The 18,560-nt window shown below is 69.7% G+C and carries 13 protein-coding genes; 3 read left to right on the forward strand and 10 right to left on the reverse strand.

Annotation, left to right across the window (positions count from 1 at the left end; all coding sequences use genetic code 11):
• Positions 1–20: 20 nt before the first annotated feature.
• Positions 21–857 (reverse strand): penicillin-binding transpeptidase domain-containing protein, encoded by an 837-nt coding sequence (locus LPA45_RS18490; protein ID WP_317920379.1) that lies wholly within the window; start codon positions 855–857, stop codon positions 21–23.
• A 173-nt stretch (positions 858–1,030) separates the two neighbouring features.
• Between LPA45_RS18490 and LPA45_RS18495 the strand changes: the two genes are divergently transcribed.
• Positions 1,031–2,671 (forward strand): hypothetical protein, encoded by a 1,641-nt coding sequence (locus LPA45_RS18495; protein WP_317920381.1) that lies wholly within the window; start codon positions 1,031–1,033, stop codon positions 2,669–2,671.
• A gap of 53 nt (positions 2,672–2,724) precedes the next feature.
• Here the strand turns inward: LPA45_RS18495 and LPA45_RS18500 are convergent, their stop codons facing one another.
• Positions 2,725–3,039: a zf-TFIIB domain-containing protein gene (locus tag LPA45_RS18500; RefSeq protein ID WP_317920383.1), complete on the reverse strand. Its 315-nt coding sequence runs from the start codon at positions 3,037–3,039 to the stop codon at positions 2,725–2,727.
• Positions 3,040–3,187: 148 nt separating this feature from the next.
• On the opposite strand from LPA45_RS18500, the gene LPA45_RS18505 reads away from it, so the two are divergent.
• Positions 3,188–3,820, forward strand: coding sequence for a M23 family metallopeptidase (locus LPA45_RS18505; RefSeq protein ID WP_116321401.1), 633 nt, complete (start codon positions 3,188–3,190; stop codon positions 3,818–3,820).
• An 18-nt stretch (positions 3,821–3,838) separates the two neighbouring features.
• Here LPA45_RS18505 and LPA45_RS18510 read toward each other — a convergent pair whose 3' ends face one another.
• The 8 genes from LPA45_RS18510 to LPA45_RS18545 form a co-directional block, all read right to left on the reverse strand.
• Complete coding sequence (locus tag LPA45_RS18510) at positions 3,839–4,480, reverse strand: response regulator transcription factor (protein WP_116321400.1); 642 nt, start codon at positions 4,478–4,480, stop codon at positions 3,839–3,841.
• Between the two features lie 88 nt (positions 4,481–4,568).
• Positions 4,569–7,625, reverse strand: a complete 3,057-nt coding sequence (locus LPA45_RS18515; RefSeq protein ID WP_317920391.1) for a PAS domain-containing hybrid sensor histidine kinase/response regulator — start codon at positions 7,623–7,625, stop codon at positions 4,569–4,571.
• A gap of 293 nt (positions 7,626–7,918) precedes the next feature.
• On the reverse strand, positions 7,919–9,115 hold the full coding sequence (locus LPA45_RS18520; RefSeq protein WP_116321398.1) for an EAL domain-containing protein: 1,197 nt from the start codon (positions 9,113–9,115) through the stop codon (positions 7,919–7,921).
• Positions 9,116–9,310: 195 nt separating this feature from the next.
• Positions 9,311–11,926 carry a fimbria/pilus outer membrane usher protein gene (locus LPA45_RS18525; protein ID WP_317920394.1) on the reverse strand — a complete coding sequence of 872 codons (2,616 nt, stop codon included), beginning with the start codon at positions 11,924–11,926 and terminating at the stop codon, positions 9,311–9,313.
• Positions 11,927–12,086: 160 nt separating this feature from the next.
• On the reverse strand, positions 12,087–12,884 hold the full coding sequence (locus LPA45_RS18530) for a fimbria/pilus periplasmic chaperone (RefSeq protein ID WP_116321396.1): 798 nt from the start codon (positions 12,882–12,884) through the stop codon (positions 12,087–12,089).
• Between the two features lie 92 nt (positions 12,885–12,976).
• On the reverse strand, positions 12,977–13,525 hold the full coding sequence (locus tag LPA45_RS18535) for a fimbrial protein (protein ID WP_116321395.1): 549 nt from the start codon (positions 13,523–13,525) through the stop codon (positions 12,977–12,979).
• 306 nt (positions 13,526–13,831) lie between these two features.
• Positions 13,832–14,362 (reverse strand): thioredoxin family protein, encoded by a 531-nt coding sequence (locus tag LPA45_RS18540; protein ID WP_116321394.1) that lies wholly within the window; start codon positions 14,360–14,362, stop codon positions 13,832–13,834.
• Between the two features lie 47 nt (positions 14,363–14,409).
• The gene (locus LPA45_RS18545; protein ID WP_116321393.1) at positions 14,410–15,102 is read right to left on the reverse strand and encodes a cytochrome c biogenesis CcdA family protein; all 693 of its coding nucleotides are present in this window, start codon (positions 15,100–15,102) and stop codon (positions 14,410–14,412) included.
• A gap of 920 nt (positions 15,103–16,022) precedes the next feature.
• On the opposite strand from LPA45_RS18545, the gene pgaA reads away from it, so the two are divergent.
• Positions 16,023–18,539, forward strand: coding sequence for a poly-beta-1,6 N-acetyl-D-glucosamine export porin PgaA (gene pgaA, locus LPA45_RS18550; protein WP_317923676.1), 2,517 nt, complete (start codon positions 16,023–16,025; stop codon positions 18,537–18,539).
• The last annotated feature ends 21 nt before the right edge of the window (positions 18,540–18,560 follow it).

Consider the following 18,560-nt stretch of genomic DNA (forward strand, 5'->3'; position numbering starts at 1 on the left):
CCTCTTGGCGCGAGAGCCGTTCAATCCGGCAGTGCCCCGACCTGCCGCAGCGCCGCGCGTACGATCTCCATCCGCGCCTTGGCGTGCTCGGGCTTCAGCATGTCGAGATTGAGCGCGAACAGGTAGTTGTCGCCGCCGCGCTCCACCCATCCGACCAGCCAGCCCACGGCCGGCTGCGTCGAATCGGCCCAGCCGGTCTTGCCGTGCAGCGTATAGCCCGTCGTGCGTTCGATCACTGTCAGCCGGTCCACGCCATCGAACGCGGCCGGCGAGAACGGCAGCGTGCGTTGCACCAGGCCCTTGAGGAAATCGATTTGCTGGTAGGCGGAGATCTGCAGCCTGCCATTGAGCCAGAAGCGGTCCACCGGCCCCGAGCTGTCGGCATTGCCATAGTGCGAGGCGCTCAGGTAGCGCTGGTACGCCGCGCTGCCGACCCGCCGCGCCAGCGCCTGGTAGGCGGGCACGCACGAATTGGGGAAGGCCACGCTCAGTGGCACGTCTGCATTGCAGGCTTCGGGCAGGATGGCCTTGCCGCCGACCAGCCAGACCTTGCCGTCCCAAGGCAGCTTGTCGTGGCCGGTGTCGGCGACGGCGCCGCTGTCCAGGCCGATCAGCGAGTTCATGATCTTGAAGGTGGAAGCGGGTGAGTATTGCGTGGCGGCGCGCGCTGCGTTGTAGGTCAGCACACGATCGCGGCGCAGGTCATGGATGACGATGGTGCCGGTGGTGCCGGCCTGGCGGAACAGCGCGGCGGCGTCGAGCGTCGCGTCTTGGCGCGCGGCAGCGGGCAGCGTGGCGGCAAGCAGGGCGAATCCCACGGCCAGCGGGGACAGCAAACGGGCGATTCGGATAGGCATGGCAGTAGCGTGTTGGGGTGAGATGGAAATCTTCTGTTGGCAATCCGGGCCCGGACCGTGGTGCGCAGCATAGGAGAGCGCCCTGAGCACGCCAACCGCGCACGCTGTAACTTGCGTAACATGGCGGCGCTGCACCCCCCTTCGACCCGATCCAGCCTGCCACTGCTTCCGCCATGCCCGCCGCCCAGCTTTGCATCGACGTCTGCGCACCGTACCGCGTCAATGGCGGTCCAGCCCGCTTCCAGTCGGTCTGGCTGCTGGCGCGCGCCTGGCATGCGCAGCGCAGCGGCCTCGACGTGAAAGTAGCGGCCGTGCGCAGCGCCTTCCCCGCTGCCGCCAACCTTCGCATGCTGGTCTCGCGCGCCTTCGCGGACTTCGCGCGATGGGGCGTGGCGGTGGGCTGGGGCGCGGACCGGCAACGCGATCCGGCGACAGCCAACCCCGCGCAGCGCAGCCGGGGGCCGTTCTGGATGACGGAGGCGCAGGCCGGGCGGCTGCGCTTCGTCGCGCACGGCCGCACGCTGGGACCGGCGGCGCTGGCCCGGCAACTGGGCTTTGGCGAGGCGGCGGCGCCGGCGCCTGGCATGCCGGACGGCGCGGCCTACGTGATGCGCGACATGGCTTTCTGGAGCGAGCTGACGCAGGCCATGCGCAGCGCGCAGGACGGCTATGCCGGCGCGCACGGCACCGCCGTGGCCGAGGCATTCCGCGCGGCGCAACGCAGTGCCGGCGACCCGTTCCAGCAGGCGCTGTCGTTGCTCAAGGAAAGCCTGGCGTGGCGCCGCTGCGGCAGCCTCGGGCAGAGCCGCGCCGCGCTGGCTCGCTTTGACCGGCTGGCGCGGGCCGGCAGTCCCGCCGCCGCCATGCCCACCTTCGCGGCGATGGCGCACGTGGTGCGCGCCTGGGCCCGCTATACGCGCGGCGACCACGAGGGCGCAGGCGCCGGGCTGGCCGCGCTGCGCGCGGATCCGGAGCTATCCCCGGCGATACGCTACAACCCGCGCCTGCGCTTCGAGGTGCTGAACCTGGAGGGTTTACTGTACAAGGCCGGTGCGATGGGCAAGGCCGCCGCCGGTAACGTGGCGCCGGCGCTGTCGGCGCAGCATGCCCTCGATGCTTTCGCGGCAGCCTTGCAGGCGGGCTACGAAGCCGATTCGGTCGATGCCGTACAGCATGCTTCGGCCAATATCGGCCTGTGCCTGTGGCTGTTCTGGCGCCATGGCCTGGTCGATCCCGGACGCGCGCTCGATGCCGGCGCAGTGCAACGTCAGGCGATGCGCTGGCTGGGGCTGTCGGAATGGATCTGCGACCGCTTCGGGGTGGGCGGCGGCACCGCGTGGAACGCGATATTCCTGCTGCGCATCGCGCGCGGCAGCTGTGGGCCGGATGCACCCGGCGGTGCAGGGGCCGGCGAGGTCAAGGGTGCGGCCAGCGTGGCCGCCTTTCGGCGCCAGCGCCCGCTATCCGTGGCCGATGCCATCGACGCGTTGCGCCCCTTCCATGCGCCGTTCGCGCCGGCCAAGGGTTTCGTGCGCTGGTCGGCAGTGGCCGCCTTTGCGCTGGAGGACCACGACGCGGGCCATGTCAGCCTGGGGCCCTTGCAACTGGCCAACCTGTTGCTGGAATCGGCCTGGTACCTGACGCACGAACAAGGCGCCACGGCAAAAGCCTGCGCGGCGGTGGAGCGGCTGGCGGCGCAGTTTCCGGCGCTGCGCGCCGCCGAGCGGGCGTTCTTCGCGGCGGAGCTCCGCGCATTGCCGCCGGAACTGCGCGACGCGGCTGCGGAGGTAGCGCGCCGGCGGCGCAAGGGTTAGCAGGACCGCCGGATTACTCCGCTCGATGGCACGCGATTGCGCGCTGCCGGCGTTCAGTCGAACAACTCGTGCCAGATGCTCTTCTTGCGATAGTGCTTCTGCTGGCGATCGTCGTAATAGCGGTCCCGGTCATGGTCACGAGTGCGGTCACGATCATGGCCGCGGTCCCGGTCGCCGTAGCCTTGCTGGGGCGTCGCGGCGGGCGCCACGGCCTGCGGCGCGGGCGCCGCGGCGACGGAGCGCTCCAGGATCTTGTCGAGTTCGCCGCGGTCCAGCCATACGCCGCGGCACTTCGGGCAGTAGTCGATCTCGATGCCCTGACGTTCGGACATCACCAGTTGCGTCTGCGGGCACACCGGACAATCCATGCCTTCTCCTAGTTGCTTTCGATAAGTCGAGGTATGACCGGCCCGCCACGCAATTGGTTCGCGGAAGCGCGGTTGTTGCCTGCGTAGTGACGGGGGCGACACCCGGCGGCGTGCGGAATTTGTCTGCCGCGTTGCCGTCGAAGCGGATATGCCTCAATTCGATCCCCATCGCGGCCCGGCTCCTGACCCGTCCTCTTCGCCAGAAGGGGCCGGCGATGCCCCCCGTCGCCGGCCCTTGCTGGCGCGCCTGGCCGCAGCGGCGGTGGTGGCCGCCATCCTTTGGGCCGCATGGCCATGGCTGCAGCCCCAGCTGGAACGCGCCATCTACGCGGCCCGCCTCGCCACCCGCCCGGCGCCGGCGGCGCTGCCGGTCCCGGTGCAGGGCGTCGCGGCGCGGGCGCTGCGCGATACCTGGCACGGCGCGCGCTCTGGCGGCCGCAAGCATGAAGGTATCGACATCTTCGCGCCACGCGGCCGACCGGTGCTGTCGGCCACGGAAGGCATCGTCTCGCGGGTGGGCACCAATTCGCTCGGCGGCAAGGTGGTCTGGGTGATGGGACCGGGCCGGCAGATGCACTACTACGCCCACCTCGACGACTACGCGGCGATACGCGCGGGCGATATCGTTGCGCCGGGCACGGTGCTGGGCTATGTCGGCACCACCGGCAATGCCCGCGGCACGCCGCCGCACCTGCACTACGGCATCTATGCCGCCGGCGGCGCGATCAACCCGTTTCCGCTGCTGAAGCCGCCACCGGCGGCCAGCGCGCCGCGGCGCTAGCCAGGCACCGCGCCGGGATCAGACCAGGCCGTTCTGCACCGCATAGTGGTAAAGATCGGCATCGCTGCGCAGGCCCAGCTTTTCCATGGCGCTGTGCTTGTGCGTGCTGATGGTCTTGATGCTGCGGTGCAGGTGCTGCGCCACCTCCGACACCGACATGCCGCCGACGTACAGGCGCAGGACCTCGATCTCGCGCGGGCTTAGTGCCTGCGCCGGGACTGCCGAGCCGCGCGCACTGCGCAGCGTCTCGATTGCCTTCTGCACGGACTTGCCAAGGAAGGCGCGATGCCGGTACGCGCAAATGATCGCGGCGGGCAGTTCGGCCATGTCGCCGCGCTTGCTGAGCAGGCCGAGCGCGCCGGCATCGCGCATGTTCTGCAGCAGCGCCGGGTTGTCCAGCATGGTCAGCACGACGATGCGCACGGCGGGAAAGCGCCGCCGGATCATGCCCAGCATCACCAGGCCGTCGGCATTGCGCTCGCCCGGCATGGAGAAGTCCGTCACCAGCACATCGCATTCGACGCTGCCAAGCAGGTCGAACAGCGCGTCGGCGTTGTTGGCCTCGCCCACCAGCGTGAGGCCGAGTTCGGCGCCCAGCACCTGGCGCGCCCCCAGCAGGATCAGCGGGTGGTCATCGGCAAGCATGACACGTATGAACATCGAAAGCTCCCGTCAAAGTCTTGCGATCGCTGGCCTGGTCGTGGCATCGCCGGAGAGCCGGAGAGCCGGAGAGTCGGTTGGCCGGCCATCAGTCCACGCCAGTTGTGTCTGGCTGTTGTTGTTGCCCGAGCAGGCCGAGCAGGTGCTCCATCATGGCCAGCACGACGGCGCCGACTGCGCGGATGCGTGCCGGATCGCTGGCCTTCAGGGCGGCGCCGAACCGGTCGACGAGCTGGTCGACATAGGCATGCCCGAACACCGACATCGCGCCGCTGGCACGGTGGCACCAGCGCCGCAGCTCGCCCACTGCCGCGCCGGGCAGCAGCGCCTTCAGTTCATCGCGGTCGGCCCGCAGCGCCCCGATGCAGGTCGCCAGCATGGGCCCGGACCAGGGCGGCGGCCCCAGCGCACCGCCCAGCTGCCCGGCGCACAGACGGGCAGGCTCGAAGCGCAGCGGCGCGGCTTCCGTCGGCGGGCCTTGCCGGCCGCTGGGGATGATGGCATCCGCGATGGCTTCCGGAAATTCCAGCGCGCGCGACATCGCAGCCTGCAGCGAAGCGAGCGTGGTGGGCTTGAGCACGCACTGGTTCATGCCCACCGCAAAGCAGCGTGCATGCTCTTCCGCGAGCGTGGTGGCGGTCACGCCGACAATGGGCAGGCCGCGCACGCGCGCGTCTGCGCTGGCGCGGATGGCGTGCGCCAGCTCGAAGCCGTCCATGCCCGGCATATGGCAATCGGTCAGCACCAGGTGGAACCGCGACTGCTGCAGCCTGGCCAGCGCCTCGGCGCCGTCGCGGCAGACGGTGCGGGCGTAGCCGAGCACGTCCAGCTGCTGCCGGATCAGTTCCCGGTTGATCGGATGGTCTTCGACGACCAGCACGTGCACGGGTTCGCCGTCGGGTGTGGTCACCACAACAGGATCGGCGGGATGCGTGGAGATGTCGGGGCCGTCGGCGCCCGCGGCGGGCTCCTGTCCGGCACCGGCACCGGCGTCGGGCATGCCCAGCGCCGCATCCATGGCACCCAGGAAAGCCGACCAGCGCAGGGGGTTCTGGCTCAGCCTGACGCCCGATTCGCAGACGCGGAAGCCGAGCTGTTTAGGCGTGCTCGTGATATGGACGACCCGGTCCGCGGGGGCAGCGGCGGGAGCTTCCCCGGCAGGCGGCCCGGCATCGGTCAGGCGGATGCAGTCGGCCCCGGCCCCGGACTCGGACTCGGACCCGGACTCGCTTTGGCCCGCTGGATCGAATACGCGCATGCCCGCGGCCCTGGCATGCTGCCGCAGGGTGCCGGCCAGCGCGGCGTCGGCCAGGTCCAGCAGCACGGTGCGCCCGCGCAGCGCCGGCAGGTCGTAGTCGCGGGCAACGACCGGGCAACGCAGCCGCAGCGACACCAGGGTGCCTTCACCGGGCTCGCTGTGTATCGACAGCTTGCCGCCCATCAGGTCCGCCAGCCGCTTGCAGATCGACAGTCCCAGGCCGGTGCCGCCATGCTGCCGCGCGGAGCTTTGCTCGCTCTGCACGAAGGGGGCGAACAGCCGTCCCTGGTCTTCCGGCGAGATGCCGATGCCGGTATCGCTGACGCTGAGGATGACCAGCACCGCGCCGTCCTGTACCGGAGCGGCTTCCAGCCGCAGCGTTACCGAGCCGTGGTCGGTGAACTTGATGGCGTTGCCCAGCAGGTTGAACAGGATCTGGCGCAGCCGGATGGTGTCGGCCTCGATACTGGCGGGCACCTCGGCGGCGATATGCACGCGCAGGTGCAGCTGCTTGTTGTGCGCCTGCGGCGCGAGCAGGCCGAGCACGCTGTCGGACAAGGCGCGCAGGTCCATCGGCGCAGGCAGGATGGCCAGGCGGCCGGCCTCGATGCGGGCGTAGTCGAGCACGTCGTCGAGGATCTGCGCCAGCGCGTAGCCTGACTCCTGCGCCAGCGCCAGCATGCGGTGCTGCTCGGTATCCAGTTTCGTGCGCCGCAGCACCTCGACCATTCCGAGCACGCCGTTCAGGGGGGTGCGGATTTCATGGCTCATCATCGCCAGGAAGCTTTCCTTGGCGCGCAGCGAGGCTTCCGCGGCATCCTTGGCGCGCGCCAGCGCCGCGGCCTGGCGGTGCTGGTCGGTGACGTCGGCCACCACGCCGCTCCATACCGTGGCATCGCCCTCGTAGCGGCCGACCGACCGAATTCTGGCCCAGCGCAGGCCATGCCGGCCCAGCACACGGACGTCGAGATCTACCGGCGTGCAGGGTGGCGGCCGCGAAAGCGCATCGTGCACCAGCGCGATATCGTCCGGATGCAGGTGGCGGCCCACTGCACCGGGCGGCGTCATCAGGGCCATCGGCGTGATGCCGAGCGAGGAGTCGGTGCCGCCGGCGGCGTAGGTGTAGGCCGGCGGGCTGCCATCATGGGGCTTGCGGATCTGGTAGACGATGGCTGGCAAGCTGCTGGTCACGTCCTGCAGGCGCCGTTCCAGCAACCGCGCACGCTGCTGCGCTTCGCAGATCTCGGTGATGTCGACCAGTGTCGTGATCACGCCGCCGGTGCTGCCGTCACCGTCACCGTCGCGGAAGGGGCTGGCCCAGTAAAGGACGCGGCGGATATTCCCGCCGTTGCTGCGGATGTCCAGTTGCAAGCAGGCCGGCGCCATGGTCGCCAGGGCCTCGCGGCAGAGCGAGTCGGTAGCGGCCGTGACTTCGGCGCTCTGGCCCGAGATGGCGGCGCCGGCGGGCCGGCCGATGATGTCGTCGCGCCCGAATCCGCACAGGGCCTCGAAGGCCGGATTGACCTCGATGTAGCGCTGCGCGGCATCGCGCGCAGCCACCGGATAGGGCAGCGCGCCGAGCAGGGCGTTCTTGAATGCCAATTGCCGCTGGAGCAGGGTCTCGGCATGGATTGTGAGCCGTACCTGGCGGCGCAGGCGCAGGTAGTTGACGGCCAACGCCAGCAGCGCGGCGGCACTGAGCAGCGCCAGCGGCCACGCCCAGGGCGCCAGCGCGCCGTGGGGGGCGGGCGGTTGTGCAGCGAGTTGCGCGGCAGCCGGCGCCAGCAGGCAGGCCAGGAGCAGGGCGAAGGTGGCGGCGCCGGCAACGCGGCGCGGCGTGCCGCCAGCCCGCCCAGCCCTGTGGCGCCGGCTCCGATCCTGGTCCATGCTGATTTCCCCCTGGGCCGGTGTGTCTTGTCCCGGCAATGCTGTATGGATGGGGTCGGTGCCAGCGTTTCTGGATGGAAAATGCCGCAGCGCGCGCGCCCCTTTTTGATTCTCGACTATGCACAGTTCGCAAGATGCGACACTGACGTTGCGCAAGCGGCAGTGGTTGCCGCAGGGCGGAAAGGGCTCCGCAGGGCGAATAGTAGGAAGGCCACCGCAGGTGCCGGGTAGGAGTATTCCGAATCCGGTGCCCTACGCCCGGGGGGGCGGGCGACAAAGGGTCAGGCGGCGCTTCAGGCGTGCTGCACGTCGGCATGCCAGGGCACGCATGGCCGCGCCAGCGATGCCGCGGGCCACAGTCCGCCAACCACCGGCCCCTGCATGAAATCGCATCCCAGGTCACGCAGCACGGCAAAGTCCTCCGGCTGCGCCACGCCAGTGGCGACCACACGGATGTCCAGCCGCTTGGCCAGCGCGACCATGCCGGCCACCAGCTGTTGCACATGGGGGTCGAACGCCACGCCGTCGGTCAGCCCCGGCGCCAGCTTGAGCTCGCTGACCGGCACGTCGAGCAGCGTGGCATAGCCGATGCCGTCATGGCGTGCCCCGCAGGACACGGCAAACTCCAGCTCCTCCGCACGCAGGTCCAGCAGCGCCGGAGCCATGGCATGGAGGTCGTGGTCGCCGCCGGACAGGTCCAGTTCGAAAGTAAGGTCCCTGGCATGCAAGCCGTGATCCTGTATCACGCGCGCCACGCGCCCGGCGCAGTCGTCGAGGTCAAGCAGCGCCAGCGGAAAGGGGCAGGAGAGCGACGGGTGGAAGCCAAGGGGCAGCCACGCCGCCAGCGCCGCCGCGGCCAGCCCCAGCACCTGGCTGAGCCGCCGCAGCGCGACTTCGCCGTCGGCCGGCGGCGGCAGGAAGCGCTGGCCCGCAGGCCCGCCATGGAGGGGATGGCGCCAGCAGGGCACCACCTCCACCGCTTCGATATCGCCTGGGTCGGTCGCGCAGGCCTGCGGCAGGAATGCCACGGCGATCTCGTCGCGGCCGGGCGCCGCATCCGGCTGGCTCCCGCCGAAGCCATGCACCGGCGGGATGGCGGGCCCTGGCACCGCGGCGTTACCCCGGCCATGCAGGAGCGCCGAGACTGCAGCGCCGTCGAGCGGTCCGCGCACGTAGCCTTGCACGGTGACGCCGCAGCCGTGGGCGTAGCGCATGGCTGCGGTCAGCAGGGCGGGGTCGTCGGCGGTGGCCAGCACCAGCAGCGGGCGCTGCGGGCGCCGCGACAGCGCCTGCACCAGGCGCGCGAAGGCGGTACCGCGCAGCGGCGCCGCCCACAGCAGCAGTTCCCAGCGGGCTGCGCCAAGGCGCTGCACCGCTGCGTCGATGTCGGTGACGGCTTCGCAGCGCAGGCCTGCGGTTCGCTGCAGCAGCTCGAGCGCAGGGGCGCATGCCGTGGCGCGGTCGAGCAGGACGAGTACGTTGGAGGTCATTGCTGGGGTATCCCAAGAATCGGCAAAACCGATGATCAAAGACGTGCGGCGCTGTAGCGGCTTTCCATGCCGCGTTGACTTCTTCAAGAAGATAGGTTTGCCCGCGATGTCGATGCATCGGATTTATCCGAAACGGCTCCTGCATTGCCTCCTGTTCCCTCCTGTGCTGGCTCCCGGGCTGCGCCCGACGTGACCTCACCGGCATTGGCTGTCCGGCAGCAGCAGCCAGGGCGCGTCGCTGCGCTGGCCGTCCGTGACCGCATAGTCGAAGGCGCAGGATTCGGCCGCGCCCTTGCCCCATGTCACCGTCAGGCGGCCCTGGTCTTCATGCAGCCCGCGCACGATCGCGCGCCCGCCCTGGCCGACCGTGCCGAGTTCGTTGCCCAGCGCGTCGAATACCTGCGCGCCAAAGGGCACCGGGGTGCCATCTGCGCCCGTGGCACGGACCAGCGCGCTGCGGCCGGCATTGACCGTTTCAAAGGCCATCCTGACGACGGCGCCCGAGGTCGGCGCCACGTGTTGCTGCGTGGCCTTGAGTTCGACGCTGAGTGGGAGTCCCTTGGGATCGATTTCGACCTGGTTGCTGGCGAACGGCGTCAGCGTCGGCACGATCGCATGGCCCCACGGGTCGATGCGCAGCCCGCTGCCGTTGGTGATGCGCGCACCGGCGGCATCGCCAGCCTCGATGATGGCCATGGTGTCGCCCACCGTCGGCGTAAAGGCGACACCGCCGGCGTAGGCCACGATGCCGCCGCTCAGGCCCAGCCCGGCCTGGGTGTAGTCGCGGCTGGTGCTGGCATTGGCGGTCAGCGTGGCCATCGGCGACGCATAGCTGGCATTGGCGCCGACGCTGGCGCTGTCGCGCGCGCCGCCGCCACCGATATAGCCGGCGTTCACGCCATAGCTGAAGGCATTGTCGACGCCCAGTGTGCCCGTGACCGATTCCTGCAAGGTGGTGCTGCCGCGCGAGTCGCGGCTGAAGCTGGTCAGCGCGTAGGGTGCATGCTGGCTGGTGCCGAGCGGGACGCCGACATTCAGCATGACCCGGTTTTCCCAGCGGCCTACGCCGACGTTGAACTGCCGGGCGGCGGTCACACCGTAGCTGATGCGCTTGTAGACGTTGTTGTAGCCGAACTGGAACTGGGTGTCGGTGCCGTCACGGTTCCAGTAGTCCTGCACCGAGCCGGCCAGGAACACGTTGCCGTATCCCGGCGCCAGTGCCTGGCTGATCGTGACCTGCAGCCGCCCGCGCGTGACGCCGTTCGACAGGTATGCCAGGTTGCGGCTGTCCAGTTCGTGTAGCGCCACGGCGTCGGTCAGGCTGAGGAAGCCGCTGCTGGAATAACGGTAGGCAGCCAGCGTCAGGTTGGTGCTGGTCGGCAGCAGCAGCTTGCTGTACGACAGCCGCAGGCTCTGGCCGTTGCGGCTGGCCTGGTTGGGCAGGCGCGCGTAAGCCTGGGTCAGGTCGGCGCCGATTGCGCCCAGGTCGGTGTTCAGCGCAATGCCGGCGACCGCGGCGGCATAGTCGCGCGCCGCCGTCACACCGCCATAGCCGGTCACAAGGTTGGTGAAACCGTGCTGTACCGTGGCCTGCACCATCATCGGCGTGCCGTGCACGGCGTTGTTGCGGTACTGCCCGGCGGTGACGCTGTAGCGGGTCACGCCGGGGCGCAAGGCGTTGACCGCGGCGGCGTAGGGCACGCGCGAGCTGTGCACGCTGCCGTCGGCCTCGGTCACCAGCACTTCCAGGTCGCCGCCGTAGCCGGTCGGGTAGAGGTCGTTGATCTCGAAGGGGCCGGGCGCGACCGTGGTTTCGTACAGCAGGTTGCCGTTCTGCCGCACCTGCACGCGCGCGTTGCTGTTGGCGATGCCGTGCACGGTCGGCGCGTAGCCGCGCTGCGATTCGGGATACATGCGGTCGTCGGTGGCCAGCTGCACGCCGCGGAAGCCGACGCTGTCGAACATGACCCCGTCGGTGAAGGCATCGCCGAAGATGAGCTGGCTGCGCAGCGGTGCGATCGCGCGCTGCAGGCTGGTCTGCACGCTCTGGTAATGCGTGCCCGCCCATTCGTCGCGCGTCAGGTTGCCGACGTGGCGGAAGCGCCATGGACCGACGTTGAAGCCGGCGTTCAGCCCCAGGTACGCCTGCGTGCTGGACAGGCCGGCGCTATCCAGGTGGTAGACGTTGCCCATGTATTGCAGGCGCGCGGCAGGCACGCCGTCATCCCAGTAGCGTGGATCGACGTAGCCCCGCGCCTGCCGCACCATCGAAGCCTGCGGCACCGACACATCGAGACGCTGTTCGCCATTGTCGAAGATGGCGCTTGCATCGGGCACCAGCTCGGGCAACGGCGCGCAGGCATGCGCGTCCTCCAGCCTCGCGGCGGCCTCGGGCGCAAGCTTGTGTAGGTCCACGCCGATGCGCTCCAGCAGTCCCCGGTCGAGGCACGGCTGGACATTGCGCGGGTCGTCGCCGACCTGCTTCATCAGCACCGGCGCGCGGCCCAGCCAGACCTGGTTCACGTAGAGGTCGGCGCGGTATTCGCCGGGCGCGGCCGGGTTGCCCTGGTTGAAACGGCTGAGGTCAAGGCGGGCGCCGCCCGGCTGCCGCAGGAAGGTGTCGTTGAAGTCGACCTCGGCGACCAGCGGCGCGCCGCCGGCGGCTGTGGCCGCTGTAGCCGCAGCTGCCGCCGCGGCCGCTGTGACGGCCATGCCAGGCTTGGCGGCGAAAGTGCCGACGCTGGCGAACAGAGACAATGCCACCGCGCTTGCCGGGCGCAGCCTGGAAGGAATAGGAGGGAATGTTTGCATGCTCGTTGCTGTCAGTGCCGGCCCGCGGGCAAGCCGCGGACGATCCGCATGCCAGCCGCGGGCAACAGCGGGCCCTGCCGCGTAGGCGGCATCGTCGGGCGGGAGGGGAGGGTTCGGGTGGGCCGGGCCGGAAACCCGGCGCACCCGTACAGGAGGGCCGCTAAGGCTGATGGGTGTCTTGCTTGGACGGCGCAGGCGGCTCGGCTGGCACGGACGTGTCCAGCATTGCTTCGCCGGTGATCTCGCCGCCGTAGTCGCTGATCGCGCGGTAGCGCACCTTGCTGTCCGCGCCTGACATGGCATCGCCGGCCAGTTGGAAGATGGCGGTCTTGCCAGGCGCGACCATGCTGCCGTCCTCGGACCTGGCGGTCTTGCCGCCGCCAAGCAGTTCCACACCGGAGAAGGAGACGTGGTACGCGGTCGGGTTATGCGCTTCCAGTGCGGCATGGGAACCGGCGCGCGTCATGCGCCAGCGGATCGCCGCCGGCGCATCGGCGGCGCTGTCCTTGAGGCCGGACGGCCGGAAGAACAGCTTGATGCGCGAGCGGAACGCCAGTTGCAGCTTGTTGCTGTCGGCGTCCTCGGCAGCGGGCCGCGGCGGCACTTCCAGCACGTTGAGCCAGAACACGGACTCCCGATCCTGCGGCAGGGGTTCGCCGGTATAGACGATGCGCAGCGTCTGGGCCTTGCCGGGATCGATGCGCGACACCGGCGGCGTCAGCATGAACGGCACGTCGATCGCCGATGGCGCCGCGCGCAGGTCGCCGCTGTCGATCCACGATTGCGTCAGCGCAGGTGTCTGCCCTTCGTTGGAAAGCTTGATGGTCACCTCGGCATCGGTGGCGTGGTAGATGACCCGGGTGCCCGCGATCACCACTGAAGCCTGCGCGGGCAGTGCGCCCATGAGCGAAACGGCGCAGGCGCAGCCGGCAACGAGAGTCTTGAAGGTCGATGTCATTGGATTGGCGGCATCGGTGCGTCATGACCGGCGGCTTGCCTGGCAAGCCGCGGAGCGGCCGGTAACACGCTCCGCGGTAGCGCCGTGACGGCTTATTCGTAGGCGATGGTGTACATCACGCTCGAATTGGCCGAGCCGGCGCCGGCGTTGCCGGTCGACACGTACTGGGCGTAGTACTGCAGCGTGGCGGCGCCGTTGTTCAGCGCCACGGCCTTGGAGTTCTGCTGGGCATCGGCGAAGCCTGCCTTGATCGGCGAAGCGTCGGCGTTCAGCAGGCCGATCTGCACGTTGGTGGCAACCGGTGCCGGGCCGCTGTCGAGGATCAGGTTGCCGGTGCTCAGGTCGGTGGTGGCGCCGGACTCGAAGAACGTATGCACGTTGCCCGACGTCGGCGTGCAGTTGGTCAGCGCAATGGAGAACGGCGTGCGGCCGGCCGTGGAGGCGCCCTGCAGTGTCGAGGCCGAAACCGTCGGCAGGTTCACGCTGAAGTTCTTGCTGCCGCTGCCGTTGCCGTTGATGGTGCAGGTCTGCGCGGTGACCATGCCGTTGAAGGTGATGGTGCCGTCGGCGGCATGGGCGTACTGCGCGCCCAGTGCGGTCCCGGCCAGGAGGAGAGCGGCGAAAAGCTTGGTTTGCGTCATGATGGCTTTGTCGAGGGTTGATGGACCGGCGGCAGCCGCGGCAACCTGTCGGTGCGCTGCAGAAGCGGGCTGCTCGCCCTGTCCCGCCGCGCCCCCCGGCAGGCCGCTGTGGCCTTGCCAGGTCCGGGCGTGGCGGGGACAAGGGGCAGTGTATGGAGGCCCCCTTGGTGCCACCCTAGGAAATATCCGAAAGGACTCGGGGTGGGCCGGCAAGCTCGGCCGGAATGGGTGGCGTGCCAGGAGGGGTGCCGTCGCCATGGACGGCAAGAGAGAGGAAAGCAGGCGCGCGAACGCGCGCCGGAGGGGTCAGGGCCTGGCGGCAGCCAGGGCCTTCTGGATGGCCGCCTCGGTCTGGGCATAGTTGCCTTCGCCGAAGTGTTTGTAGACGACGTTGCCGCCGGCATCTACGAGGTACAGCGCGGGCCAGTACTGGTTGCGCCAGGCATTCCAGGTTGCATACATGTTGTCCTGCGCCACCGGGTAGCGGATGTCGAAGCGCTTGATCGCGGCCTGGACATTGGCGGTGGACTTCTCGAAGCCGAACTCGGGCGTATGCACGCCGACCACCACCAGGCCCTTGTCGCGGTATTTGTCGTACCACTGGCGCACATGGGGCAGGGTGCGGATGCAGTTGATGCAGTCGTAGGTCCAGAAATCGACCAGCACGACCTTGCCGCGCAGGCCGGCAAGGGTCAGCGGTTCGGAGTTGAGCCATTTCTCGATGCCGGTGAATTCGGGGGCCTTGCCGAAGTCCGCCGGCGCGGCGGAAGCGGGGGCTCCGTGGGTGGCGGCGAGGATGGCGGTGGTGGCAAGCAGGGTGCGCAGGATGCGGTGCATGGTGCAGTCTCCGTGTCGGACAGTCGGGAAGGATTCAGCCAGGGGATTCAGGTGAAGGAAACCAGCGACGTCAGCCACGCGACGGCGAGGGTGTCGTACTGGAAATACATGGCGATGGCCGTGGCCACCACCAGCGCGCCGAAGCCTTGCTGCAGCCGCTGGGTGTGGCGCGCCAGCCGGCGCACATGGGTGGTGGCGAACTGGCCGCCGTAGGCGATCAGCAGCATCGGGATGGCCGCGCCGGCGGCATACACCCCCAGCAGCGCGGTGGCGCGCCGCAGGTCCTGGGCCTTGGCCACCAGCGCCAGGATCGACGCCAGCACCGGCCCGGCGCACGGGGTCCAGACCACGCCCAGCGACATGCCCAGCACGAAGCCGCCGGCCATGCCGCTGCCGCCCACGCTGCCGAACCTGTCCGCCAGGCGCTCGGCCATGCCGCCGAACGGCCCGGCCAGCCGCGCGAACCCGGCGGGCCACAGCCGCGCCAGTCCGGTCACCAGCAGGATCAGGATGGCGGCGTTGCGCACCACGCCATGGGCATCGCTAAAGGCGCTGGACAGCGCGCCGAAGGCAATGCCGAATGCCGAGAACGCGGCCACGAAGCCCAGCGCGATGGCCAGCGGGCGCAAGCGGTCGGATTGGCCGAGGGAGGCGCCGAGCAGCATCGGCAGCACCGGCAGCACGCACGGCGATGCGATCGTCAGCACGCCGGCAAGGAAGGCGAGCAGCGCGTCGATCATTGGCGGCTCCGGCGGGAGTGCGGCGCGGCACACCGCGCAACACAGGCAGGCAGGGCAGGGCAGGCGGGCATCGTCGGGCTCCGGTTGGGTCGATGACCGCATTGGAGCGCCCACGCGTATCCCGCTTGTTTCCCCGCAGCGCCGGAATGCAACATTTCATGTCCGGGACCGCGCCAGATACAGTGCGATACAAAGTGGCGGGCTGGCCGAAGTGGCTGGCGTCGTCCCCGGCCAGGAGATGGACGCCGCTGCCTACTCGGTCACGCGGGCCAGGTGGTTGGCCGCCGCCCCACGGCCGGCATTTAATCGTTCATAAATCCGCCATTTGGTTGAGTTATGGAATTAGGGACATTTGCCGGCTCGCGAAATAGAAAAGATATTCGGGAGCATGGGTTATGTCGGCCATTACCTACGTTCGCGGAAAACCCGCCTCAAAACCCCCGCCTCACCCTGCGGCCCGCGCGGCGCCAAGCCAGGCCGGACAAGGCAAGCCGGTAAAAAGTGTGTAATGTTTCCCCCGAACGGGTATTGCCCTGTATCGCGGATTGCGAACAGAATTCGCACCTGGAATTCGAAGCAAGTTGTAAATTCGTTTGCGAATGTTAACGATTTGCAGCGCTAAACAGCGCTTACAATTCCCCCCGATTTGCGACAACGCACCCCGCCCCAGGCGGCGGTAGCGTCTGCACGACGCCATGCCCATCGCGGGCTGGCCATCCGGCGTGGTTCCTCGGTGCCCGCCGGATCCCGTAGGGCTGTCCTGCCGCCTCTCTCTCCTGCGGCCAGGCCCGATCGGGTTCCGTGTCTCCGTGCCGCATGTCATCTGCCGATAACGGACCCCAGGCGCGCGCACGCTTCCAGCAGGCGGGCCGGCGCTCGGGCATAACAAGAGACAGGCTGCGAATCCCATGGATTCACTGATGACGCAACCTTCGCGTGCCGGCACCGGTGCGGCCCGGCGCAAGACCTTGCGCCGGCGCATGCCGGCCGGGCTCGCGGCGGGCCTGGCGGCAGCGCTTTGCTGCATGCCGGCACCCGCGCAGGCTGACGCCGCATACGATGCCCTGATCCAGCGCGCCCGCGCCGGTGACTACGCCAGTGCGCTGACCATGTTGCGCGAGCGCGTAGCCAGCGCTCCCTCGGACCGGCGCGCGGCGTTTGACCGGATCATCATCGCCGGCTGGGCCGGGCGCCCCGGCGAGGTGCTGGCCGCTTACGGAGCACTGGAGCAGGCGGGCGTCGCGCGGTCCGCGCCGCCGCAGGTGCTGGCCGCGGTGGCGGGCGCGCTGCGCGACCAGAAGCGCTGGGACGAGGCGCTGGCGCGCTACCGCGAAGGCCGCCGGCGTTTCCCCGACGAGGCGGTGTTTGCGCTGGGCGAGGTCGGGGTGCTGTCCGACAGCGGCCAGGCCGCGGAAGCCGTCGCAGCGGGCCAGGCACTGGTGCGCAGCCAGCCGGATGACGTCGACAGCCGCCTGGTGCTGGCCTACGCGCAGGCCAGCGCCGGAGAACCGTACGAGGCCCTGTTCGAGGCCGACCAGGCCTACACCCGTGCACCCAAACGCGCCGACGCCGTGCGCGCATACGTGGCCGCGCTGCAGCGTGCCGGGCTGGCCGATGCCGCGCTGCGCGTTGCCGGCGAGCATCCGGCGCTGTTCGATAGCGCGGCCCGGCAGACGCTGGAACTGGATGCCGCCGCCGAACTGGTGCGGCTGGCTGACATGCCCACGCGGATGGAAGCCGAGCGCTTTGCCATCGCCGACCGCGCGCTGGCGCGCTACGATGCGCTGCTGCCCGTGCTGCAAGGTCAGGGCGCGAAGGCAGGACAAGGCGAGACCCTGTACCGGCGCGCCCGCATCGACCGTCTCGGCGCGCTGCACGCGCGCTTCCGCATGCAGGACGTGGTCGACAGCTACGAGGCGCTGCGCGCCGAGGACGTTGCGGTGCCCGTCTACGCGCTGGGCGACGTGGCCTCGGCCTACCTCTACCTGCGCCACCCCGAACAGGCCACCGAGTTGTTCCGCCAGGTGCGCGAAGCCTATCCGCTCGGTCTCGACCCCGAAACGCGCCTGAAGGCCCAGACCGGCCTGTACTACGCAAACGCCGAAGCCGAAGCCTTCGAGCCCGCGGGCGAGGTGGTGAGCGAGGCCCGCACCGAGCAGCCGCAATGGCTCTGGGTGCGCGGCCAGCCGACGCGGCAGCCGAACGACCTGTGGCTGTCCGCCGAGCAGACCGCCACGCGCGCGCGCCTGCAGGCCGATGACACCGTGCAGGCCCAGCAGCGCACGGAAGACCTGGTGCGCAACGCGCCCGGCCATTCCGGCCTGCGCGCGGGCCTGGCCAATGTCTACCTGGCGCGCGGCTGGCCGCGTGCCGCCGAACAGGAACTGAAGGCCGCCGAAGCGCTGGCGCCGCGCGCGCTCGCGGTGGAAGTGCAGCAGGGCCATGCCGCGCTCGACCTGCAGGAATGGCGCCAGGCGGAAATGCTGCGCGACGATACCCTGGCTCGCTTCCCGGAGGACCTGACCGCCCGCCGCCTGGCGCGCGAATGGGCCGTGCACAACAAGGCCGAACTGCGCATCGAAGGCTATCGCGGCCTGGCCAACGACAGCCCGGTGGTGGGCGACGGCAACTTCGGCATCGAGTCGGTGCTGTACACGCCGCCGATCCACTATGACTGGCGCGCCTTCGGCGGCGTGGGCTATGCCACCGGCCGCTTCGACGAAGGGCGTGTCGACTACCGCTGGGCCCGCGCCGGCGTGCAGCGGCGCGTGCGCGACCTGACCGTCGAGGCCGAGCTGTCCACGCACTGGTATGGCTATGGCGTGCGGCAGGGCGGCCGGGTGGCGGTGGACTATGACCTGGATGACCGCTGGCGCATCGGCGCCTCGGCCGCGCTGCGCTCGACCGCGACGCCGCTGCAGGCGTTGCTCAATGGCGTCTATGCCAACACCGTGCAGGTCTACGGCCGCTGGCGCGCCAGCGAGGCCAGCGAGTGGATGCTGACGGTGGCGCCGTCGCACTTCAGTGACGGCAATGACCGGCTCGAAGGCGGCATCGCCGGCGTGCAGCGGATCTACACCGCGCCGCACCTGAAGGCCGACCTGCTGGTGGACCTGTGGAGCTCGCGCAACAGCCGCACCGACGTGTCGTACTACAGCCCGCGCGCCGACCTGACGGTGCTGCCGTCGGCCCGGCTCACGCACACGCTGTACCGCCGCTACGAGACCGCCTGGGAGCAGCAGTTCCTGGCGGGCGCCGGCACGTACAGCCAGCAAGGCTTCGGCACCGGCGCGATTCTGCTGCTCGGCTACGGCCAGCGCTTTCGCACCAACGACGTGTTCGACGTGGGCGCCACCGTCACCGCTACCAGCCGGCCCTATGACGGCCAGCGCGAGCGCGAGCTGCGCATCGTGTTCGACCTGACCTATCGATTCTGATCCCGACTCTGACCCGGACCC

Origin of the sequence: Cupriavidus sp. Agwp_2 (genome assembly GCF_040784895.1) — a bacterium.
In the GTDB taxonomy this organism is placed as follows: Bacteria; Pseudomonadota; Gammaproteobacteria; order Burkholderiales; family Burkholderiaceae; genus Cupriavidus.